The organism is Pseudomonas sp. PGPR40 (assembly GCF_022014505.1).
In the GTDB taxonomy this organism is placed as follows: domain Bacteria; phylum Pseudomonadota; class Gammaproteobacteria; order Pseudomonadales; family Pseudomonadaceae; genus Aquipseudomonas.
Genome location: NZ_JAKLSP010000008.1, coordinates 88454 through 109275, shown reverse-complemented (window position 1 = coordinate 109275; position 20822 = coordinate 88454). Strand labels below are relative to the sequence as shown.

The 20822-nt window shown below is 58.5% G+C and carries 19 protein-coding genes and 2 tRNA genes; 8 read left to right on the top strand and 13 right to left on the bottom strand.

The window, feature by feature from the left end:
* Window positions 1-31: 31 nt before the first annotated feature.
* A complete protein-coding gene (locus tag MEB48_RS09445) occupies window positions 32-394 on the top strand; it encodes a diacylglycerol kinase (protein ID WP_008153979.1) in 363 nt (120 codons plus the stop codon).
* Here MEB48_RS09445 and MEB48_RS09440 read toward each other — a convergent pair.
* A complete protein-coding gene (locus MEB48_RS09440) occupies window positions 391-1317 on the bottom strand; it encodes a LysR family transcriptional regulator (RefSeq protein ID WP_007907288.1) in 927 nt (308 codons plus the stop codon). The two genes, MEB48_RS09445 and MEB48_RS09440, sit on opposite strands and share 4 nt — an antisense overlap.
* Window positions 1318-1438: 121 nt before the next feature.
* Here MEB48_RS09440 and fpr point away from each other — a divergent pair, with 121 nt between their 5' ends.
* Entirely contained in the window at window positions 1439-2218 is a 780-nt protein-coding gene (gene fpr, locus MEB48_RS09435) for a ferredoxin-NADP reductase (protein WP_003443014.1), read from the top strand.
* A gap of 183 nt (window positions 2219-2401) precedes the next feature.
* On the opposite strand, the gene tsaA is transcribed toward fpr, so the two are convergent.
* The 6 genes from tsaA to rimO form a co-directional block, all read right to left on the bottom strand.
* On the bottom strand, window positions 2402-3100 hold the full coding sequence (gene tsaA, locus MEB48_RS09430) for a tRNA (N6-threonylcarbamoyladenosine(37)-N6)-methyltransferase TrmO (protein WP_237883942.1): 699 nt from the start codon (window positions 3098-3100) through the stop codon (window positions 2402-2404).
* 166 nt (window positions 3101-3266) lie between these two features.
* Window positions 3267-4037: an SDR family oxidoreductase gene (locus MEB48_RS09425; RefSeq protein ID WP_237883940.1), complete on the bottom strand. Its 771-nt coding sequence runs from the start codon at window positions 4035-4037 to the stop codon at window positions 3267-3269.
* 198 nt (window positions 4038-4235) lie between these two features.
* Complete coding sequence (locus MEB48_RS09420; RefSeq protein ID WP_237883938.1) at window positions 4236-4706, bottom strand: DUF1456 family protein; 471 nt, start codon at window positions 4704-4706, stop codon at window positions 4236-4238.
* A 75-nt stretch (window positions 4707-4781) separates the two neighbouring features.
* Window positions 4782-5492, bottom strand: a complete 711-nt coding sequence (locus tag MEB48_RS09415; RefSeq protein ID WP_237883936.1) for an rRNA pseudouridine synthase — start codon at window positions 5490-5492, stop codon at window positions 4782-4784.
* 183 nt (window positions 5493-5675) lie between these two features.
* A complete protein-coding gene (locus tag MEB48_RS09410) occupies window positions 5676-6149 on the bottom strand; it encodes a GNAT family N-acetyltransferase (protein ID WP_237883934.1) in 474 nt (157 codons plus the stop codon).
* 111 nt (window positions 6150-6260) lie between these two features.
* A complete protein-coding gene (rimO, locus tag MEB48_RS09405) occupies window positions 6261-7598 on the bottom strand; it encodes a 30S ribosomal protein S12 methylthiotransferase RimO (RefSeq protein WP_237883932.1) in 1338 nt (445 codons plus the stop codon).
* Between the two features lie 293 nt (window positions 7599-7891).
* On the opposite strand from rimO, the gene MEB48_RS09400 reads away from it, so the two are divergent.
* Window positions 7892-9793: a potassium transporter Kup gene (locus tag MEB48_RS09400; RefSeq protein WP_237883930.1), complete on the top strand. Its 1902-nt coding sequence runs from the start codon at window positions 7892-7894 to the stop codon at window positions 9791-9793.
* A 198-nt stretch (window positions 9794-9991) separates the two neighbouring features.
* Here the strand turns inward: MEB48_RS09400 and MEB48_RS09390 are convergent, their stop codons facing one another.
* On the bottom strand, window positions 9992-10318 hold the full coding sequence (locus MEB48_RS09390; protein WP_237883928.1) for a DUF3077 domain-containing protein: 327 nt from the start codon (window positions 10316-10318) through the stop codon (window positions 9992-9994).
* Between the two features lie 497 nt (window positions 10319-10815).
* Here MEB48_RS09390 and MEB48_RS09385 point away from each other — a divergent pair, with 497 nt between their 5' ends.
* The 4 genes from MEB48_RS09385 (at window position 10816) to MEB48_RS09370 (ending at window position 13676) form a co-directional block, all read left to right on the top strand.
* Window positions 10816-11106: a type II toxin-antitoxin system Phd/YefM family antitoxin gene (locus MEB48_RS09385; RefSeq protein ID WP_237883926.1), complete on the top strand. Its 291-nt coding sequence runs from the start codon at window positions 10816-10818 to the stop codon at window positions 11104-11106.
* Between the two features lie 434 nt (window positions 11107-11540).
* Window positions 11541-12308 carry a MarR family transcriptional regulator gene (locus MEB48_RS09380; protein WP_237883924.1) on the top strand — a complete coding sequence of 256 codons (768 nt, stop codon included), beginning with the start codon at window positions 11541-11543 and terminating at the stop codon, window positions 12306-12308.
* A gap of 1 nt (window position 12309) precedes the next feature.
* A complete protein-coding gene (locus tag MEB48_RS09375; RefSeq protein WP_237883922.1) occupies window positions 12310-13008 on the top strand; it encodes a hypothetical protein in 699 nt (232 codons plus the stop codon).
* Window positions 13005-13676, top strand: coding sequence for a PP2C family protein-serine/threonine phosphatase (locus MEB48_RS09370; RefSeq protein WP_237883921.1), 672 nt, complete (start codon window positions 13005-13007; stop codon window positions 13674-13676). The genes MEB48_RS09375 and MEB48_RS09370 overlap by 4 nt, the downstream gene beginning before the upstream one ends.
* 118 nt (window positions 13677-13794) lie before the next feature.
* Here MEB48_RS09370 and MEB48_RS09365 read toward each other — a convergent pair whose 3' ends face one another.
* The 4 genes from MEB48_RS09365 to MEB48_RS09350 all read right to left on the bottom strand — a co-directional run bounded on the left by MEB48_RS09365 (window position 13795) and on the right by MEB48_RS09350 (window position 18380).
* Entirely contained in the window at window positions 13795-15093 is a 1299-nt protein-coding gene (locus tag MEB48_RS09365) for a virulence factor family protein (protein WP_237883919.1), read from the bottom strand.
* Window positions 15093-17735 (bottom strand): bifunctional lysylphosphatidylglycerol flippase/synthetase MprF, encoded by a 2643-nt coding sequence (gene mprF, locus MEB48_RS09360; protein WP_237883917.1) that lies wholly within the window; start codon window positions 17733-17735, stop codon window positions 15093-15095. The genes MEB48_RS09365 and mprF overlap by 1 nt, the downstream gene beginning before the upstream one ends.
* A gap of 270 nt (window positions 17736-18005) precedes the next feature.
* Window positions 18006-18082: transfer RNA gene (locus MEB48_RS09355), tRNA-Met, on the bottom strand.
* A gap of 221 nt (window positions 18083-18303) precedes the next feature.
* Window positions 18304-18380, bottom strand: a tRNA-Met gene (locus tag MEB48_RS09350).
* 301 nt (window positions 18381-18681) lie between these two features.
* Between MEB48_RS09350 and dinB the strand changes: the two genes are divergently transcribed.
* Complete coding sequence (gene dinB / locus MEB48_RS09345) at window positions 18682-19743, top strand: DNA polymerase IV (protein WP_201059867.1); 1062 nt, start codon at window positions 18682-18684, stop codon at window positions 19741-19743.
* A gap of 125 nt (window positions 19744-19868) precedes the next feature.
* Here dinB and MEB48_RS09340 read toward each other — a convergent pair whose 3' ends face one another.
* Complete coding sequence (locus tag MEB48_RS09340; protein ID WP_237883915.1) at window positions 19869-20822, bottom strand: hypothetical protein; 954 nt, start codon at window positions 20820-20822, stop codon at window positions 19869-19871.

Here is a 20822-nt window from a genome sequence, read left to right as displayed (position 1 = left end):
CCCCACTCCTTTTTGGTCAGTTGCCTACTTTATGTCACCTTTCAAAGGCCAGACCGGCCTCAAACGTATCCTCAACGCCTCCGGCTACTCCCTGGATGGCTTGCGCGCGGCTTTCACTGGTGAAGCGGCCTTCCGGCAACTGGTGTTGCTCAACGTTATCCTGATTCCGCTGTCGTTCTTCCTGAACGTCAGCCGTGTCGAGCAGGCGCTGCTGATTGCGGTCTGCCTGTTGGCCTTGATCGTCGAGTTGCTCAATTCGGCGGTGGAGGCGGCCATCGACCGCATTTCCCTTGAGTTGCATCCGCTGTCCAAGAACGCCAAGGACATGGGCAGCGCCGCTCAATTGGTGGCATTGAGCATGATCGCGCTGGTGTGGGCGGTGATTCTGCTTTAAGCGATGGTGGGCAGGACGATCTCGTCGCTGCGCTGAACCCCGGCGGTGAACGCGCGGCACAGTTCGAGGAATTCGCGCATCGCCGAGGTCTGATATTTCTGCTTGTGCCAGATGAAATAGAACTGCCGCGCCAGGTCCAGATCCGGTGTTTCCACCGGCACCAGGCTGCCGCGGCGAAATGCATCGCGCAGCGCCAGGCGCGAAATGCAACCAATCCCCAAACCTGATTCCACCGCGCGCTTGATCGCTTCGGTGTGTTCCAGCTCCAGGCGAATGTTCAGCGCGCTGCGATGATGTCGCATGGCCTGGTCGAACGTCAGCCGTGTGCCCGAGCCTTGCTCGCGGAGAATCCACGCCTCATGACTCAGCTCCTCCATGGTCGCGATGCCACGTTTGGCCAGCGGATGCTGAGGCGCACAGAACACCACCAGCTCATCTTCGACCCAACTCTGCACTTCGATGTCTGGATGGCTGCAGTCGCCTTCGATTAGACCCAGATCAATTTCATAATGCGCGACCTGTTGCACGATGTTGGCAGTGTTCTGCACGTGCAGCTTCACTTGGCTTTCCGGATGGCGCTGCATGAAGCTGCCGATCAGCAGGGTGGCGAGGTAATTGCCGATGGTCAGGGTCGCGCCGACCGCCAGGGAGCCGAAACCGGACTTGCCGTTGAGCAAGTCTTCGATCTCCTTGGCCTGGTCGAGCAGGGCCACCGCCTGCGGCAACAGCTGCTTGCCGAGGGCGTTGAGGCTCAGCCGTTTGCCAGCGCGATCGAACAGCTGGCAGCTGCACTGACGCTCTAGCTCGGTGATCGAGGTGCTCGCCGCCGATTGTGAGAGGTTGAGCGTCAATGCAGCACGGGATACGCTTTCCTGCTGGGCGACGGCGACGAATACTTGAAGTTGACGGAGAGTAAATCGCATATCGATATAACCGATAACCCTTATCTTAATAATCCAGTTAACAGATATTGTCGCTGCCATTAGAATGCGCTGCAATTGCGCACATCATCGGCGCAGGCAAATCTCCAGGAGTCCCACGTACATGAGCAACATGAACCACGAGCGTGTCCTCAGTGTTCACCACTGGAACGACACTCTGTTCAGCTTCAAGTGCACCCGCGATCCGGGCCTGCGCTTCGAGAACGGTCAGTTCGTGATGATCGGCCTGCAACAGCCCAACGGCCGCCCGCTTATGCGCGCTTACTCGATTGCCAGCCCGAACTGGGAAGAGCATCTCGAGTTCTTCAGCATCAAGGTGCCTGATGGCCCGCTGACTTCCCAGTTGCAGCATCTGAAGGAAGGCGACGAGATCATCATCAGCAAAAAGCCTACCGGCACGTTGGTGCTGGATGACTTGAAGCCTGGCAAACATTTGTACCTGCTCAGCACCGGTACCGGTCTGGCGCCGTTCATGAGCGTCATCCAGGACCCGGAAACCTACGAGCGTTTCGAAAAAGTGATCCTGTGCCACGGCGTGCGTTACGTCAATGAAGTCGCTTACCGCGAGTTCATCACCGAGCACTTGCCGCAGAACGAGTTCTTTGGCGAGGCGCTGCGTGACAAGTTGATCTACTACCCGACCGTGACCCGCGAGCCGTTCGAGAACGAAGGCCGCCTGACCGACCTGATGCGCAGCGGCAAGCTGTTCAGCGACATCGGCCTGCCACCGATCAACCCGCAGGACGACCGCGCCATGCTGTGCGGCAGCCCGAGCATGCTCGACGAGACCAGCGAAGTATTGAACAGCTTCGGCCTGAAAGTTTCGCCGCGGATGCGCGAGCCGGGTGATTACCTGATCGAGCGTGCGTTCGTCGAAAAGTGACCGAAGGTCACTTGTAGGAGCTGGCTTGCCAGCGATGAACTCGAACGCACCGCGTTTATACGGTAAACACGCGTTATCGTTAACGACCATCGCTGGCAAGCCAGCTCCTACGGTACGTACGTAGCACAAAGAAAAAGCCCGCGTTGCCTGAGAAGGCAGCGCGGGCTTTTTCGTTTCTACGGATTACGCCTTTGCGGGAATGACTTCGAGGACGCGGATCAAGTCAGGCGTGGGGTAATGCCAGCGCACATCCACATCCCAGAACTGCGCGCCATATTCCCTTTCCTGTGCAGGAATCTGGTACGCCGGGCGTGGGTCTTGTGCCAGGCATTGCTCGATCAGCTCGACCAAGGGCTCATCAAGCCGCTGAGCATGGTCGTGAGCCTGTTTCAGCGCCGAATCCGTCCACTGCACGGGAATCAGCGTTGGTGGGGCGCTGGCGATGCTGTTGGATGCCGTGTCGATGATGTCGGCGTAAGGCACGTAGGGTTTGATGTCGAGCACCGGCGTGCCGTCCAGCAAGTCGATGCCGGAGAGCCACAGCCGATTGGCTTCGACTTTGTCCAGTTTGACCACCGATTGACCGATGCCATTGGGTCGATGCGTCGCCCGAGTGGCAAACACGCCCATTGATTTGTTGCCGCCCAGGCGTGGAGGGCGGACTTTCAGGCGTGGCTTTTCTTCCAGGGCCTGGTGGAACAGGAACAACAGCCACACATGGCTGACCTGCTCGAGTCCCTGCACCGCATCACCCTGATCGAACGGCGCCACCAGCTCCAGCACGCCTCGAGCGGCGGGGGCCAATTGCGGCTGGCGCGGAATGGCGAACTTCTCCTTGAAACAGGAGCGCACGAAGCCGATGGGGGAAACGTTATAGGTCATGGTTTGGGGTCGAGGCGGGGTGTGGGCGGGCATGATAACCCACTCAAAGATCGTTCCCACGCTCTGCGTGGGAATGCAGCCCGGGACGCTCTGCGTCCCAAAGCGGACGCAAAGCGTCCATTGAGGCATTCCCACGCAGAGCGTGGGAACGATCATTGGGAGGAGATCAGAGGCTGAAACCACCATCCAGCGCAATAATATTCCCAGTCATATACGCTCCAGCCGTACTCGCCAAACTGATCGCCAACGCAGCCATCTCTTCCTCCCGCCCCCAGCGCTTCATCGGAATCAGCGCCGTATCTTCCGCCAACGCCTGCTCATCATTCCCGATATGCTGAGTCATCTTGCTCGGAAAACGCCCCGGTGCAATCACGTTGACGTTGATGTGCTGGCTCACCAGCTCCCGCGCCAGAATCCGCGACAGTTGATGTAGGGCAGCCTTGCTCGGGCCGTAGGCATAGGCCTGTTCGCCAAAGGACGAAATCCCGGCCACCGAACCAATGTTGATGATCCGTGCCGGATTCGCCGCCGAACCGGCCTTGCGCAGCAGCGGCAGAAATTGCTGGATGCAGTTGAACACCGAGGTCACGTTAAGCTGCATGACCTTCTCCCAACCCTTGACCGGGTAACTCTCCAGCGGCGCGCCCCACGTAGTACCGGCGTTGTTCACCAGAATATCCAAGTGGCTGATCTGTTCGCCCAACCGCGTGGCCAATTGCAGCACGCCTTCTTCAGTGGCCAGATTGGCTGCCACTGCGTGGCAACGGCCGACTGCGCTCAGTTCATCAGCCGTTTTCTGGCAGGCTTCGGCATCTCGGGCGCAGACGTAAACAGTGGCGCCAGCCTCGACATAAGCCTTGGCGATCATTTTGCCGATACCGCGGGTGCCGCCGGTCACTAGAGCGGTGCGGCCTGCGAGAGAAAAATAGGGGTGCATGGAGCGAGTCCTGAGAGCTGAGGGTCAATACACCCTAGTCGTCAGCCGCCAGAAGCGGAGCCACTATTTTTGCGCGGAATGAGGGTCTATACAGCCTTGAACTGCCACCGTCCCTGTAGGAGCACAGCTTGCTGGCGAAGGCGTTTTCAAGATCGCCTTCGCCAGCAAGCTGTGCTCCTACAGGGGGGCAACTGCGATTTACTGTGGGCGAACGCGCAGGGTCAGGCCCTTGAGGAAGTTGCGCAGCAACTGGTCGCCGCAGGTGCGGTAGTTGGTGTGGCCGAACTTGCGGAACAGCGCGCTCAGCTCAGGCTTGGACACCGGGAACTCGGCCGCCTTGAGGATCGCGTGCATGTCATCTTCCTTCAGTTCGAAGGCCACACGCAGTTTCTTCAGGATGATGTTGTTGGTCACCGGCACTTCGATCGGCTGCGGCGGACGGCTTTCGTCCTTGCCGCGTTTGAAGATCACCAGGCCATCGAGGAAATGCGCCATGACCTCGTCCGGGCAGCGTACGAAGCCTTCCTCGTCTTCCTCTTTCTTGTCGAGGTAGGTCAGCAGGTCCGCCATGGACACGTCCATGCCGCCAAGCTTGATGATCTCGATGACTTTCTTGTCGCTGATGTCGAGCATGTAGCGCACGCTGCGCAGTACGTCGTTATGAATCATGGTGTGCAGTCCTGATATTCAGCAGTGGGCGCCGCATAAACAGCGGCGCCGAAATGTATGGCGGCGTGAAAAGTCTTAGAACTTCTCTTTGCCGGACAGGTAGCGCCATTGCCCCAACGGCACTTTGCCGATGGACACGCCGCCGATGCGGATGCGGCGGATGGCGACGACCTTCAGGCCCACGGCCTGGCAGAACAGGGCAATCACGCCCGGTTGTGGGTTCTTCATCGCAAAGCGCAGACGGTTTTCGTTCTGCCAGCTGGCTTTGACCGGTGGCAGTTCCTTGCCCTTGTACGTCAGGCCGTGGTTCAGGCGGTTGAGGCCGTGAGCGACCATGTCGCCTTCAACCTCGACCACATATTCCTGCTCGATTTTGCTGGCGTCGGCGGTGAGCTTGCGCAGGACCTTCCAGTCCTGGGTGAACACCAGCAGACCGCTGGCGTTGGCCTGCAGGTCGGCGCTGGCGGTCAGACGCAGGAAGTGACCCTTGAGCGGGCGTTTGCCGTAGCGGTGTTCTTCGCTCAGGGTCTCGGCGCTGAGGGTTGCCATGGCCGTTTCCGCATCCATGCCCGCAGGGACGTTCATCAGGATGGTCACCGGTTCCGGTGCAGTGGCCTTGGCTTCGGGATCGAGCTCGACTTTTTGGGTGTCGACCTTGAACTGCGGCTCGTCGATGACTTCGCCGTCCACGGTGACCCAGCCGCCCTCGATGAACAGCTCAGCCTCCCGACGGGAACAGCCGACGAGTTCGATGAGGCGTTTGGAGAGACGAATCGGGTCAGTCATGACAGGGCCGTAACAAAAAAGGGGTGGGCATTGTACCTGCCTGGCGCCGGTTAATCGCGAATCCATTTGCGTGTGGCATTAAATGTAGGAGCTGGCTTGCCAGCGAAGGCGGCCGATTGATTGCTGCAAGGCTCTCGGGCCCCTTCGCTGGCAAGCCAGCTCCTACATTTGTTCCGCGTGGTGTCAGCCATGGTGCGAATGTTGCTGGTTTTGGCGCAAACGCATGTGCAGCAACGGATAGGGTTGACCCATACCGTCGTGCTCGGAGCGGCCGATCACCTCAAAGCCCTGTTTGAAGTAAAACCCCAAGGCCTGCGGGTTCTGTTCGTTGACGTCCAGTTCATCGGCGTTCAGGTGTTCCAGGGCGTAGCGCAGCAATTGCTTGCCCAGGCCTTTGCCGCGATGCGCCGGGTCGATGAAGAGCATTTCGATCTTGCCCGCCGCGACGCCGGCGAACCCGGTGATGCGTTGGTGCGAGTCTTTGGTGCAGATCAGCATCACCGCATCGAGGTAGCGGGTCAGCACCAGGTTTTTCAGCAGTTCGATGTAGCTGTCGGGCAGAAAGTCATGGGTGGCGCGCACCGAGGCTTCCCACACTTGGGTGAGTTCTTCGTAGTCGCTCTGTTTCGGTGTGTGAATGACCGAGTGTTGGCGCATGCCCGCTTGCCCCTTTTCCGTGGATGACGCGAGTTCTTTCTCTCACAAAACGATAGACGTAAAAAAGCCCCGCATCTCGTCAAGAGAGCGGGGCTTGTTGTATTTTTTGCGCTAGATCTGCTCAGCCCACAGATCGTATTCGTCGGCGTCGGTCACTTTGCACCAGACCTTGTCACCTGGCTTCAAGTTGCTGCCGTTGTCGATGAACACGTTGCCGTCGATTTCCGGGGCATCGAAGAAGCAACGGCCGACCGCGCCTTGCTCGTCGACTTCATCGACCAGCACTTCGATTTCACGGCCGATGCGCATTTGCAGGCGCGCCGAGCTGATCGCTTGCTGATGCGCCATGAAGCGCTCCCAACGGTCTTGCTTGACGTCGTCCGGAACGATGGCCGCGTCCAGCAGGTTGGCCGGTGCGCCTTCGACCGGCGAGTACTGGAAGCAGCCAACGCGGTCGAGTTGCGCTTCGGTCAGCCAGTTCAGCAGGTACTGGAAATCTTCTTCGGTTTCGCCGGGGAAGCCGACGATGAAGGTCGAACGGATGATCAGGTCCGGGCAGATTTCGCGCCAGTTCTTGATCCGCGCCAGGGTCTTGTCTTCGAAGGCCGGGCGTTTCATGGCTTTCAGGACTTTCGGGCTGGCGTGCTGGAACGGGATGTCCAGGTACGGCAGGATTTTTCCGGCGGCCATCAGCGGGATCAGCTCGTCGACGTGCGGGTACGGGTAAACGTAATGCAGACGCACCCAGACGCCGAGGGTGCTCAGGGCTTCGCAGAGTTCGGTCATGCGGGTTTTCACCGGCGCGCCGTTCCAGAAACCGGTGCGGTATTTCACGTCGACGCCGTAGGCGCTGGTGTCCTGGGAAATCACCAACAGCTCTTTGACGCCGGACTTGACCAGGCGCTGGGCCTCGTCGAGCACGTCACCGACCGGGCGGCTGACCAGCTTGCCGCGCATCGACGGGATGATGCAGAAGCTGCAGCTATGGTTGCAGCCTTCGGAAATCTTCAGGTAGGCGTAGTGACGCGGGGTCAGTTTGATCCCTTGTGGCGGCACCAGGTCGATCAGCGGGTTGTGATCCTGACGCGGCGGCACCACGTCGTGCACGGCATTGACCACTTGCTCGTACTGCTGCGGACCAGTCACCGCCAGCACGCTTGGGTGCACGTTGCGGATGTTGCCTTCTTCGACGCCCATGCAGCCGGTCACGATGACCTTGCCGTTTTCCTTGATGGCTTCGCCGATCACTTCCAGGGACTCAGCCTTGGCCGAGTCGATGAAGCCGCAGGTGTTGACCACCACGACGTCGGCGTCCTGATAAGTGGACACAACGTCATAGCCTTCCATGCGCAGCTGGGTAAGGATGCGCTCGGAGTCGACCAGTGCTTTCGGGCAACCCAGGGAAACGAAGCCAACCTTTGGATTGGCCGGCGCAGGAGGGGTGGACATGTCTAACCTCGGTATTTGTGACGCCTCCAGCCGAGAACGGCAAGGCGACAGACGGGCGCTTATGTTTTGGGCGCCTCTGATCAAAAAGTGCGCAATTCTAGCGATGGCAGAGGCACTTGACCAGCTTTATGCGGGGAAATACGACGAGTGCTGCGCTATGCTTCGCGCCGTTACGCTTTATCGATTCTCTCAGTCAATAAAGCATCTGTAACAATAAGTAAAACAGCGCATGCTGCGCGGCAAAACGTAGTGCTTCTTTCGAAGAAGCCCAAGTCTGGTAACAGGAGTGGTGAATGGGGCAGGCAAGTAGTCAGGCCGCGGATGCCGAGCATTCGGCGGCGAAGCCGATTGGCATGCTGGTCGCGGCGGTCGGGGTGGTTTATGGCGATATCGGCACAAGCCCGTTGTACACCCTCAAAGAAGTGTTTTCCGGTGGCTATGGCGTGCCGGTCAACCATGACGGCGTGCTGGGCATTCTGGCGCTGATCTTCTGGTCGCTGATCTGGGTCGTCTCAATCAAATACATGATGTTCGTGCTGCGGGCCGACAACCAGGGCGAGGGCGGGATCATGGCCTTGACCGCGCTGGCTCGACGGGCAGCGGCGGGGCATGCCAGGTTGCGCATGTTGCTGGTGGTCTGCGGGTTGATCGGCGCGGCGCTGTTTTATGGCGACAGCATGATCACCCCGGCGATTTCCGTTCTCTCGGCGATTGAAGGCCTGGGGCTGGCATTCGAGGGCATCGACCATTGGGTGGTGCCGCTGTCGTTGATCGTGCTGGTGGCGTTGTTCCTGATTCAACGCCACGGTACGGCGCGGATCGGCATTCTGTTCGGGCCGATCATGGTCACCTGGTTTCTGGTGCTGGGCGCGCTGGGCGTGTATGGCATCAGTCAGCATCCGGAAGTGTTGCAGGCGATGAATCCGGTGTGGGGCGTACGTTTCTTCATGGTTCACCCAGGCATGGGGGTCACGATTCTTGGCGCCGTGGTGCTGGCATTGACCGGTGCCGAGGCGTTGTATGCCGACATGGGCCACTTCGGTCGCAAGCCGATCGCTCGAGCCTGGTTCATCCTTGTGCTGCCTGCGCTTGTACTGAACTACTTCGGCCAGGGCGCATTGCTGCTCGGTGATCCGGAAGCCGCCCGTAACCCGTTCTATCTGCTGGCACCGAGTTGGGCGTTGATTCCATTGGTGGGATTGTCGACCATGGCCACGGTGATTGCCTCGCAAGCGGTCATCTCCGGTGCGTTCTCCCTGACCCGTCAGGCGATCCAGCTCGGCTACATTCCGCGCATGCACATTCAGCACACGTCCAGTGCCGAGCAAGGCCAGATCTATATCGGTGCGGTGAACTGGTCGTTGATGGTTGGCGTGATCCTGTTGGTGCTGGGCTTCGAGTCCTCCGGCGCGTTGGCTTCGGCCTACGGCGTGGCGGTGACTGGCACGATGCTGATGACCACCATTTTGGTGTCGGCGGTGATGTTGCTGTTGTGGAAATGGCCACCGATTCTCGCGGTTCCGGTGTTGCTGGGATTTCTGTTGGTGGACGGTCTTTACTTCGCCGCCAACGTGCCGAAAATCATTCAGGGCGGTGCGTTCCCGGTGATTGCCGGTATCGCACTGTTCGTGTTGATGACTACCTGGAAACGCGGCAAACAACTGCTGGTGGAACGAATGGACGAAGGCGGGTTGCCGCTGCCGATCTTCATCAGCAGCATCCGCGTGCAACCGCCGCATCGGGTCCAGGGCACGGCTGTGTTCCTTACCGCTCGCCCAGATGCCGTGCCTCACGCGCTGCTGCACAACTTGCTGCATAACCAGGTGCTGCACGAGCAAGTCGTGTTGCTGACAGTGGTGTACGAAGACATCCCGCGCGTCCCGCCACAACGGCGTTTCGAGGTCGATTCCTACGGTGAAGGGTTCTTCCGGGTGATCCTGCACTTCGGCTTCACCGACGAGCCGGACGTGCCTGAGGCCTTGAAACTGTGCCATCTGGATGACCTGAATTTCAGCCCGATGCGCACCACCTACTTCCTCAGCCGCGAGACGGTCATCGCCTCCAAACTCGAAGGCATGGCCCGCTGGCGCGAGGCGTTGTTCGCCTTCATGTTGAAGAATGCCAATGGTAATTTGCGGTTCTTCAATTTGCCGCTGAACCGGGTGATTGAGCTGGGTACGCAAGTCGAGATGTAAGCCATTTGAAAAAGCCCCCGTTGCCATGAAGGTAGCGGGGGCTTTTTTGTGCCGGAGCACATTTTTTGGAGTCAAGGAGATCCCCTGTGGGAGCGGGCTTGCTCGCGAAAGCGGACTGTCAGGCGACATCAATGTTGAATGTGAGTCCGTCTTCGCGAGCAAGCCCGCTCCCACAGGGGATTTGCGGTGTTAGCACCTTTACTGGCTTTCAGGCCGCTCTTCTTCAGATTCAGTCTTTGTCCGAGCAGGTCGCGGTGTCAGCACCTTCACCACATCATCAATCACTGCCTTGGACATAGCCGTCAAATAATGCGCGGCCCAGGCGTGGCGGTCGGTGTCTTTTATGTAGGCTGCATCCTCGGTAAATGATTTGGCGAGGAACAGTAGGTCGGAGGCTTGTGACAATGCATCAACGATGGGGACGCCGGCGCGGACGTTGAACAACGCCTGATCCGAGCAGTAGATGAGCGGGGTGAGGCCGATGGTTTTTAGTTCTGAAATCGCGGACGTATCTGTTTTCGTCATTGTGTTACTCCAAGGTTCGAGGAGCCGACACTTTCGTTTCCAAGCGAATAGGTGACGGCTGTACGCAGGTTGGAAAACCGGGAACCAAGGAACCGGCACGCCCAAAGGCGTCCCACGCACAGCCGCCATAACTCAGGGTTGCAGTCGTAAAAACGTCCGCAGTCATGATAGGGCGCTGGTGCGCTTTGGTTCGACGGGTTTCCAAGCCCGATCGCTGAATGGTCAGCGACGTCCGGAGAGTATCCCGTCGAGGAAAAACGCAACAAGGCGGCAAAGTGCCCAAACGCACCCAATTGGCAAGATTAGGAGTTTGCCTACAAGGTCTGCGGGCGTCATCCGATATTGCGAGATCTTTTAGTAAACGAAACTAAACATGCCTAGTGAGCTTGAAAAACGCAGGTTGGTAAATTCGCGTTTTTGCAGCTTGCTGTATATCGAATTCGACGCAATGCCCTGCGTAGAGCTGTGTGTTCAAATTTGCATGAAGAGAGGTAGGTATGACGGGATCATTAGAGCGTGCTGACCAAGCGATATCGATGCCTGCAATGGTCAGGGGCTTCAGTGCCAGACTCAAGGATATCTCCAGCCGTGCCACCGAGCGTCTGGTCATTTTCAAAGATAATCGGCCAGCAGCGGTCATCATCAATGTCGATGCGTATCAGGAAATGCTCGACGAGCTTAAGGATCTTCGTGTTGAAGCAGCAGCTGGGGGGCGATTGATCTGTTTTGATCAGGCCAGGGCAGTTAGTCACGACGATATGCGGGCACGGTACGCCAGGAAAGCCTAAGAGCTCGCGGGCGGTAGACGCATCCGCACAGGCGATACGCAGATCCTGTGGGAGCGGGCTTGCTCGCGAAGACGGACTCACATTCAACATGGATATCGACTGACAGTCCGCTTTCGCGAGCAAGCCCGCTCCCACAGGGGGGGCTGCGGTGTTTGGTTAAATTGACACTCTAATGTAAAAAGCCCCTGTTGCCTTGCGGCAGCGGGGGCTTCTTTGTAGCCATTTATCTGAGTTCAGCGCGGGGCTTGACCCAATGCCAGTCTGTTAAGAGCAAATCGGACATGTAGGGGCCAGGGCTTGCCTCACCGCTGGCTGACGATCTGGGGTTTCCCAGTGAAACCTGATAAATATCGAAAGGACTTGACGGCTCGATATTTCCAATGCGACAAGTGTCCACGTTTTATGGAATGTGGACACTTGGAGTTTTTAGCTTCATGAAGAGTCAAGACATTTTGCTTTTGTTCAAGATGGCCAGCCTGCACGCCCAGGAAGAAAATCTCTTTGGGAAGATGGAATCTGAGTCGAATTCGAACAGGGTTGAGGAATTGTTGAAGCCCCAGCATTTAAATCGAATGACGGCAGGGGGGCGAGTGGGGCAGCCGCTAGTCACGTACCCGGCTGATGGTGAAGAAACTGTATTCCACCGCCAGGCGTTCGACTCACCCTTGGGCGATGAGGATGGGTGGGAAGGGTGGTCGGAGCCTGTACCTTCTCCGCCGCTGGCGAGCTGGAGTGAGGGTTACTCGTTGCGTGCGTTGTCTGCTTCTCTTGGGATAAGCAAAAGTGAGGTTTCAAACTCTATCGCCAGGTGTCGTGAGTCCGGAATTCTCACCAATGACTACGACACCGGGCTTCCAAAAGTTAATCGGCGAGAGTTGCTGAAAATCACCGAGCACGCTCTGAAATACTTTTTTCCCGTGAAGCCGGGCGCGATGGTTCGCGGCATTCCAACAGGCTTCGCAGCGCCAGCCCTGTCCAAAAGCATCAAGAGCGCTGGCGGGTTGATTCCGGTTTGGCCTGATGCACTCGGAACTGAGCGTGGTCAGGCGATAGAGCCGCTCTACAAGACAGTGCCGGAAGCGGTGAAGAGGGACAGAACCCTTTATCACTATCTTGCGCTTGCTGATGCGATCCGTCTTGGTGGCCCGCGAGAGTGTGGTGTGGCGGTTAACATTCTTAAAGCAGGGATGGGGCTGAAATAACATGTCATCAAACGCTGATCACAACTATGAGCTCATAGAATTTGTTGCAGACGGCTTGGGGGAGGCGTTTCTCGCTGAGGTTGCCTTTGTCGGCGGTTGCACCACGGCCATGCTGGTCACTGATACTGCTGTGCTGGACGACATTCGTTTCACCGATGATGTTGACTTGGTGATCGAGCTGGCAGGCATTAGCGCCTGGCAACACCTCACAGAACGGCTGGCGACCAAGAATTTCAAGATCACCGGTGAGGATGAAGTCAACTGTCGTTTCCGCTTCAACGACGTCGTCGTTGACGTGATGCCTTCTGATCCCGAAGTTCTCGGATATGCCAACCGTTGGTTCGTGGAGGGGCTGGCGAGGGCCGATAAATTTACGTTGCCCAGCGGTACCGTGATCCAGATATTTAAACCGACCTACTTTCTTGCGACGAAACTAGAGGCTTTTAGCGGTCGCGGTGAGGGCGACCCCTTCCACAAAGACGTCGAAGACATAATCATCTTGATTGATGGTCGTACAGAGCTTTTGGAAGAAGTTCGCCAAGCTGAGTCGGAGCTCAAAGAATTCATCACGGCTGGAATTCGAGAACTCATGGTGCTCAGTGGTATCGACTACGTGATTGAAAGCTCGGGCTCGGTGCAGGCTAATCCGGGTAGGGGGCGAATCATTCACAAGCGCATGAAGGACCTGGGCAACGCATGAGATACGGCACCAGATCAGTAATAGGGCGGACCAGGAAAACCAATCATGACTGTGCTGGAGTTCTCTGCGATGGCGACAGAGGGCTATTCGTCATCACGGACGGTACGTCGAAGCCCGGCAGTGGTCAGCTGGCTGAATACTTCGTAAAAGGTGTTTTAGCGGCCTACCCGAAACATATAGATCGGGAGGGCGATATCACTGAGCACGGAGCAGTTGAGCGGGTACTTGGTTCAGTGCTGGCCGAGCTTCATCCCGCTTTGTTTGCGGACCAGACAGGGGCCACGTGTTACCTGATCGGTTTCGCTGCTCATGGGAAGCTCACGCTTGCGTATGAGGGTGACTGTTCGTGCGGTGTAGTAACACGGGAAGGCACGATCGAGTGGATTACGCCGCCCCACTGCAAGGCCAATTGGAGGCGCGACCGTTCCCACCGTGAGCTGGCGCAAGATCCGGCTCGAAACTGGGTAACCCGATGCCTGAAGGTTAATCGTGCCCCGAACCCTGACTTTGTTTTTCACCAACTGGCCGTCGGTGAGCGACTGGTGTTCGTAACCGATGGCTTTTGGGCGGAATTAACGGAGTCGCAGCAAAGCAGCTTGCTTGCAGCACCGGATAGCGACTTTGTCGCGGTTGAAGATGACGTAACGTGGATAGATGTTCAGCTTTAGTCTTGGAAGCGCAGAACATCCACATGAAGTCCGGCTAGCTGGTAGCGCTTCATGTTTGTACATGTAAAAAAGCCCTCGCAGCCTTATGGCAGCGGGGGCTTTCTGTAGACGGTTCAGCTCACTCCTGAGCCGCCGTCTCCTTCGCTTGACGCTTCTCGATGGCATCCACCAACCGCTTGGCCAACGCCGGATAGTTCTCGTCGAAGTGATGGCCGCCAGGCAGTTTCATCGCTTCGCCCACGGCGGTCTTGTCGGTGCAGCCGCTCTCGTCGACTTCTTCTTCACCGTAGATGCACACCACTTTTGCCGGCGGCAGCTTGGCCATTTCCGGGCCGGTGGCGGCTTCTTTGCCGGCGTTGCCGAGCCAGCCTTCGACTTCGATTTCGAAGCTGCCGGTGCGGGCGAAGGCCAGCAGGATGATTGCATCGACTCGCTGCTGCTCCGCTTCCGGCAGGCGGTTGTAGATGGCGGGCAGTACGTCGGCGCCGAACGAGTAACCGGTCAGGATGAAGCGCTTGGTGCCCCATTTCTGCCGGTAGTGCTGCATCAGTTCGGTCAGGTCCAGCGCACTTTGTTCCGGGCTCTTGTGCTGCCAGTAGTAGCGCAGGGTGTCGATGCCGACTACCGGGTAGCCGATCTTCGCCATCTCGCCGGCCACGTCGCGGTCCAGGTCGCGCCAGCCGCCGTCGCCGGAGAGGAACAGGGTGACGGTGTCCTTGGCCTGACCGGCCGGCACTTCGACCACCGGAATCTGCAGGCCGCCGGCGGCTTTATCGCCACCGACGAGAATCTTGCGCAGTTCGTTGTTCAGCACTTGCGGCAGGTTGATGTCGTAGTCGCTGATGCTGGTTTCGGCATTGGGCTGGTCGCGTACGAAGCCGGCGCTGGTGTCGTCCGGGTTGTCGTTCCAGGCCACCAGCCAGTGGCCGTGGGCGGCGCTTTTTGGCAGGAGGTGAGTGCAGCCATCGGGTTTCTCCAGGGCCAGGTCCACCGAAATGGCCTGGGCCTTGTCGTTCTTCTGCTCTGACAACCAGCGCCAGGCCAGTACGGCGCCAGGGCCGATGCCGCTGACCAGGGTTGCCGGGCCTTTCAGTTCGCGCAGACCCGCTTGCAGGGCGCGGCTTTGCAGCAGGCAGTCCTTGGGCAGGATCATCTGGACGATTTGCGCCGAGGCGCTGCGGCTCAGGGTGGTCAATTGCTTGTCATTGAGCTTCTGGTCTTCATTGACCGCCACCAGCACCTGAGCCTTCGGCGTAGTGCCGGGGATGACGCGGGTCATCGCGGCGCCATCGGCCGGCGTCAGCCGTTCGAGGGTCGGTTCCGGTGCCGGGCGTTTCAGGTACCAGTAACCGCCACCGACCATCAGGGCCAGCACTACCAGTGTGGCCAGTACGTACCGCAGGGAGCGTTGAATCATCAGCGTTTCACCAATCCAGTCAAGCCACCCGCAATCAGGGCGGCAGTGTCGGCCAAGGCCACCAGCGGATCGAGTCCGGCGGGCACGGCCATATAACGGGGTTCCCAGTCGGGCTGGAACTTGTCTTTGAAGCGGCGCAAACCTTGGAAGTTGTACAGCTGCTCACCACGGCGGAATACCATCGAGCCCAGGCGCTGGGTCAGTGGTGCGCCGCGCCGGGGTTGCAACCCCGACAACGGCACCATGCCCAGGCTGAAGCGCGCGTATCCATGATTTTTATAATGTTGAATCAGGCCGACCATCATGAACTCCATGGTCAGCTTGGGGGCGTCGGGGTGCGCGCGCATCAGGTCGAGGCTGGCCAGGTCATGACCGTAAGTCTCGAGCAGGTTGGCGAACGCCACCGGGCGCCCTTCGAAGCGAATCACTGCAATACGGAAGTGCTTGAGGTAGTCATCACTGAAACGCCCGAGCGAGAAACCTTTCTCGCGCACGTTCTTGCCGGTCAGCCAGGCATCGGAAATAACCTTGAGCTCATCCATAGGCGCTTGCCCCGGCTCATGGATCTCCAGCGACAGACCGTCACGGGTGCCACGGTTCCAGGTGTAGCGCAGGTCCTTCATCTCTTTGCCCTTGGCTTCGAGATCAAAGCGGTGCAGGTCGACCCGGGCTTCTTCGCCGAGCTTGATCGCGGTCAGGCCGATGTCCATGTAGTACGGCAGGTTCTCGGCGCGCACTTGATAGAACACGGGGCGGGCGTGATGGATATCGCACAGGTCGCGGAACTGCCAGATCATTTCCGCCCGTTGCTGGCTCGGGCCGATCGGGTCATACAAGGCCACCAGGCTGCGCCCACGGCGGGCGTACATCAGGAACGCCTCATCGTTGGGGTGAAACAGCAGCGCCTTGTCACCGGTCAGGGCCAGGCCGCCATCCGGTTGGGACGAGGCCATGAGAATCTTTACCGCGCGGTCCAATTCATCGGGCGTTGGCAAATGGATTACCGGACGCGCGGTACGCAGCAGCCAGGTCAGGGACACCACTACCAGCAGCACCGCGGCGCCGAGCAGCGAGCGCAGGCCGCGTGGGGCATCGGCATCGAGGGTGAACTGCCACCAGAGTTGGTGGCTGTACGGAACGTCCTGATAGGCGAACAGCAGCAACCAGATCGACGCGCCGAGTACGCAAAGGCTGGCCACCAGATACAGCGGCGAAAACGGCAGTTCAGTCAGGCGACTGGGGCGATAGAACGAGCGCCGAAAAACCCCCAGCAAACTCGCCGTCAGGGTCATCAGGCAAGCCTCTTCCCAGTCGAAGCCTTTAAGCAGAGAGAGCAGGGCGCCGACCAACAACAAAATGGTGGTCAGCATCCACGCGGCCGACAGCCGGCGACGCAGTCCCTGAGCCAGCAGCAGGCAGAGCACGCCCACCAGGCTGGCGCCGAAGTGTGAGACGTCGACCAATCGATGCGGAATCAGAAAGCCGATGTGTTCGAGGCGGGTATCGATCTCCGGCGTCACACCGGAAAACAGCAGCACCACGCCGGACAGGAACACCAGCACCGCCAGAACAGGCGCGGCCAAGCCAGATGCTGCACGCAGCGACTGGCGTGTCTGAAACAGACGCTGGCCTTCATTGACCAGCAGCAGTACGCAAGCCACCAGCAGCGGCAACACCACGTAGATCAGACGGTAGAGCAGCAGGGCGGCAGCCAGTGGCGCGGCACCGAGCTTGTCGGCGAAGGCCGCCAGCAAAATCGCTTCGAATACTCCGACACCGCCCGGCACATGGCTGAGCACGCCAGCGGCCAGAGCCAATAGATAGACCAGCAGAAACGCACCAAAGGGCGGCGCTTCCGGCAGCAACAGATAGAGCACGGTCGCGGCGGCAGCCACGTCCAGGGCGGTGATGACCAGTTGCAGGAACGTCAGGCGGCGACCCGGCAGGCGCAAGGTGCGGCGACCGGCCTTGACCAGCAGGTTGTCGGGGTAAGGCTGTTCCGGCAAGCGGCGGCGATAGATGCCGATGGCCAGTACCGTGGAGAGCAGCAGCACAGCCACTGCAATCGCACCCAGCAACGTCTCGGAGAAACCCAGGGCCATTGAGGCGGCGGGCAGATTGCTGAGAGTGGCGAGGGCGGCCAGGGGCGGCAGGGCGCAGCCGAGCGAGAGGCTGGCAAACAAGGTCATGTGCGCGACTTCCGACGCCCCCACACCATGACGTGCATATAAACGGTAGCGAACCGAGCCACCCGATAAGAGCGAAAGGCCGATGGCATTGCCAATGGCGAACGCGGTGAAGCCGCCCAATGCCAATACTCGCGGCGCCAGCGTCACGCCGGCATAGCGGCTGGCCGACCATTCGTAACCCAGCAAAATGATGAAGCCGATCACGGTCGCGCCGAACGCGCCCAGCAAGGCCGGTTTCGGCACGTCCAGAATCGAGTCGTGCAACGCGTACAGATCGAGTTCGCTGAGCAGGTGACGACAGGCAATCAGCGCGATGGCGAACAACAGTAAAGTGACTGCCAGGCCGATGGGTTGACGATATTTGCTGATTCGATCCAGCAAGCGCAGACGCTCGGCTTTGATCGGTTGGGTCGCTGTGACGGTGTCTTGTGAATCAGACGAGTTGGCGCGCATCAATCACCTCTTGGATTGTGCGCGACAGGATGGAGGTATCCAGTCAAGTTACCAATCCCTGCTGAAAAAAATAATTACAAATATTAACGCGTCTCACCGGATGTGGGCGATGGCGCGTCATCAGTCGTAGAAGGTTTCATTTGCGGTTCAGTCTGCTCTGAACTCAAAGTCTGACGATCCCGAACGGCACAGTGACAGGTCATTGTTGCGAAAGGACTTTTTCAACAGATACAAAAAAGGCCACTCTTTCGAGTAGCCTTTTTTGATGTTTGGTTGCGGGAGCCGGATTTGAACCGACGACCTTCGGGTTATGAGCCCGACGAGCTACCAGACTGCTCCATCCCGCGTCTGTGTGGCGGCATTCTACAGGCGAACGCCGGAGTGTCAACCGTTAATCTCAGTATGGCTCAAATAAGTGTAAAACGACGGCGAATGGTCGCAGGGGAGACCTAAGTTTCGGAATCAGAACGATTTCTTGTTTCTGTGCCATAAGGCATAGATCGCTGATTTTCTATAAAACAGGCGCACACAAAAAAGGCCACTCTTTCGAGTAGCCTTTTTTGATGTTTGGTTGCGGGAGCCGGATTTGAACCGACGACCTTCGGGTTATGAGCCCGACGAGCTACCAGACTGCTCCATCCCGCGTCTGTGTGTCGGCATTCTACAGAGGATCGCAGGGCTGTCAACCTTCAATCTCGGTAAAATCTGTTCTTGTTCAAGTGCTTAGGTGAAAAAAGCAATGGCTGAGTGGTCTGAAACGCAGGCAGGGCAAGGCTTGTGGCTCTATCGTGAGGGTCCTTTCGATTGAGAAAATAAATTCATCCGGAGCTTTTCCTACAAAGGAAAAAGAACATTCAGACTACTGGTGCTATATACAGGTGTCAGTGAGATACTGCCGCTACGACTCAGCCACACATCATTTCTTCGCCATGAACACCGCTTTTATATGACGCAGCGAAAAATCATCCACGTCGATTGTGACTGCTTTTACGCCGCCATCGAGATGCGTGACGATCCGCGCCTGGCCGGTAAACCATTGGCGGTGGGCGGCTCGGCGGATCGGCGTGGGGTGATTGCCACCTGTAACTATGAAGCGCGGGCTTATGGCGTACGCTCGGCGATGTCTTCCGGGCATGCCTTGAAACTCTGTCCGGACCTGACCATCGTCAAGCCGCGCATGGATGCCTATCGAGAAGCGTCGAAGGAAATTCATACGATTTTTCGCGATTACACCGACCTGATCGAGCCGCTTTCCCTGGATGAGGCCTACCTCGACGTGTCGGACAGCGCGCATTTTGGCGGCAGCGCCACGCGAATCGCCCAGGACATTCGCCGCCGCGTCTCCAATCAGTTGCACATCACCGTGTCGGCCGGCGTGGCGCCGAACAAGTTTCTCGCCAAGATCGCCAGTGACTGGAAGAAGCCTAACGGCTTATTCGTGATCACGCCGGATCAGGTGGAAGACTTCGTCAGTGGTTTGCCGGTGAGCAAGCTGCACGGGGTTGGCAAAGTGACCGCTGACAAACTCGGCAGGCTCGGCATCGTCGATTGCTCGCATTTACGTGAGTGGGACAAGTTGGCGCTGGTGCGCGAATTCGGCAGCTTCGGCGAGCGACTCTGGAGCCTGGCCCGTGGGATCGATGAGCGATTGGTGCATAACGACAGTCGCCGGCAGTCGATCAGCGTCGAAAACACCTACGATGTGGATCTGCCGGATCTGGTGAGTTGTCTGGATAAATTGCCCGAATTGCTGGAGTCCCTGAATGGCCGCATGGCGCGAATCGACAGCAGTTATCGACCGGGCAAGCCGTTCGTCAAAGTGAAATTTCATGATTTTACCCAGACCACTTTAGAGCAGGCCGGGGCAGGGCGGGATCTGGGGAGTTATCAGTTGCTGCTGACCCAGGCCTTTAACCGTGGTGGGAAACCGGTGCGGTTATTGGGGATTGGGGTGAGGCTGGAGGATTTGCGGGGCGGGTTTGAGCAGATGGAGTTGTTTGAGCGGTAGGGGCAGGGTTTTGATGTGGTGGTGAATGTAATGACGCCTTCGCGAGCAAGCCCGCTCCCACATTGGATTTATGATGTTCACAAAACCAATGTGGGAGCGGGCTTGCTCGCGAAGCTTTTAGGCTTTTAATTCGGTCCCGGGTCCGCCACCAATCGCCCGGCATCCTTGGTCAATGACTTGAGGAATTCGGTCTGCAACTCGGGATCGTTGCGGGTCAGTTCGATCAGGCTCTGTTCCAGTTCGCTGGCTTCTTCTTCCAGGCCGAGTTCCGACAGGCGTTTGACCCGGTGTACCCACTGGCTCACTTCGTCGTCTTCGAGGTCGTCGTAAATCAGCCCATGCGCTTCGAGCAGCTTGCCGCGCAAGTTGCTGCTGATCGCCAGGGATGAGTCGGTATGCACATCGTCCTTGTTGTCCTCGACACTGATCTGCAGCTTGCCCAGATGATTGAGGTCATGTTCGGCGAACGGGCTGTCCAGCAGGTTCAGGCGCAACACGCCGTTACGGTCGGTGCTCAGTTCAAAGGTGTTCTTGCCAGCCTTGACCTGGACCGGGCGCTCGCTCCACGGCAGGCTCGAGTATTCCGTGCGCTTGTCGCGCTGGACTTCGTCGATGCCCGCCAGGTTCTGTTGCGCCCGGCCATGGGACGGCACGTTCATCAATGGGTTGAGCCCGGAGAAACCATAGCTGAGCCAGTCCTTCGTCACGCTGTCCGGCAGATTGCCGAGGGCGAACACGTTGACCACGTTCGCAGCGACACCGGCCACCACCGCCACCGCGCCCAGCGGGATTTCGTAGACCTCCCTCCAGGGTTGGTAAGGCGTGTAGCGATCGTAGCGACGCGTGACTTCGAACTCGGTGACTTCGAAGGTCTTCTGCTCGTGGATTTTCACCCGACGTTGCGGCAGCTCAAGCACCTTGGGCTCGCCGACATCGATCTGCAGGCTGTGATCGAGCAATTTGCGCTCGACCCGTTCCTCGTGCTCACTGCGTTGTGACATCTGATTGGCACAGCCGCTGACCAGCAGGGCGCCGCACAGGGCGGCACCACCGAGGCCTAAGGTGTTTCGCTTGAACAT

Excerpts from the sequence above, each read along its gene's own strand:
- MEB48_RS09445 (WP_008153979.1), top strand. The coding sequence starts at position 32 with ATGTCACCTTTCAAAGGCCAGACCGGCCTCAAACGTATCCTCAACGCC.
- MEB48_RS09440 (WP_007907288.1), bottom strand. The coding sequence starts at position 1,317 with ATGCGATTTACTCTCCGTCAACTTCAAGTATTCGTCGCCGTCGCCCAG.
- fpr (WP_003443014.1), top strand. The coding sequence starts at position 1,439 with ATGAGCAACATGAACCACGAGCGTGTCCTCAGTGTTCACCACTGGAAC.
- tsaA (WP_237883942.1), bottom strand. The coding sequence starts at position 3,100 with ATGACCTATAACGTTTCCCCCATCGGCTTCGTGCGCTCCTGTTTCAAG.
- MEB48_RS09425 (WP_237883940.1), bottom strand. The coding sequence starts at position 4,037 with ATGCACCCCTATTTTTCTCTCGCAGGCCGCACCGCTCTAGTGACCGGC.
- MEB48_RS09420 (WP_237883938.1), bottom strand. The coding sequence starts at position 4,706 with ATGATTCATAACGACGTACTGCGCAGCGTGCGCTACATGCTCGACATC.
- MEB48_RS09415 (WP_237883936.1), bottom strand. The coding sequence starts at position 5,492 with ATGACTGACCCGATTCGTCTCTCCAAACGCCTCATCGAACTCGTCGGC.
- MEB48_RS09410 (WP_237883934.1), bottom strand. The coding sequence starts at position 6,149 with ATGCGCCAACACTCGGTCATTCACACACCGAAACAGAGCGACTACGAA.
- rimO (WP_237883932.1), bottom strand. The coding sequence starts at position 7,598 with ATGTCCACCCCTCCTGCGCCGGCCAATCCAAAGGTTGGCTTCGTTTCC.
- MEB48_RS09400 (WP_237883930.1), top strand. The coding sequence starts at position 7,892 with ATGGGGCAGGCAAGTAGTCAGGCCGCGGATGCCGAGCATTCGGCGGCG.
- MEB48_RS09390 (WP_237883928.1), bottom strand. The coding sequence starts at position 10,318 with ATGACGAAAACAGATACGTCCGCGATTTCAGAACTAAAAACCATCGGC.
- MEB48_RS09385 (WP_237883926.1), top strand. The coding sequence starts at position 10,816 with ATGACGGGATCATTAGAGCGTGCTGACCAAGCGATATCGATGCCTGCA.
- MEB48_RS09380 (WP_237883924.1), top strand. The coding sequence starts at position 11,541 with ATGAAGAGTCAAGACATTTTGCTTTTGTTCAAGATGGCCAGCCTGCAC.
- MEB48_RS09375 (WP_237883922.1), top strand. The coding sequence starts at position 12,310 with ATGTCATCAAACGCTGATCACAACTATGAGCTCATAGAATTTGTTGCA.
- MEB48_RS09370 (WP_237883921.1), top strand. The coding sequence starts at position 13,005 with ATGAGATACGGCACCAGATCAGTAATAGGGCGGACCAGGAAAACCAAT.
- MEB48_RS09365 (WP_237883919.1), bottom strand. The coding sequence starts at position 15,093 with ATGATTCAACGCTCCCTGCGGTACGTACTGGCCACACTGGTAGTGCTG.
- mprF (WP_237883917.1), bottom strand. The coding sequence starts at position 17,735 with ATGCGCGCCAACTCGTCTGATTCACAAGACACCGTCACAGCGACCCAA.
- dinB (WP_201059867.1), top strand. The coding sequence starts at position 18,682 with ATGACGCAGCGAAAAATCATCCACGTCGATTGTGACTGCTTTTACGCC.
- MEB48_RS09340 (WP_237883915.1), bottom strand. The coding sequence starts at position 20,822 with ATGTTCAAGCGAAACACCTTAGGCCTCGGTGGTGCCGCCCTGTGCGGC.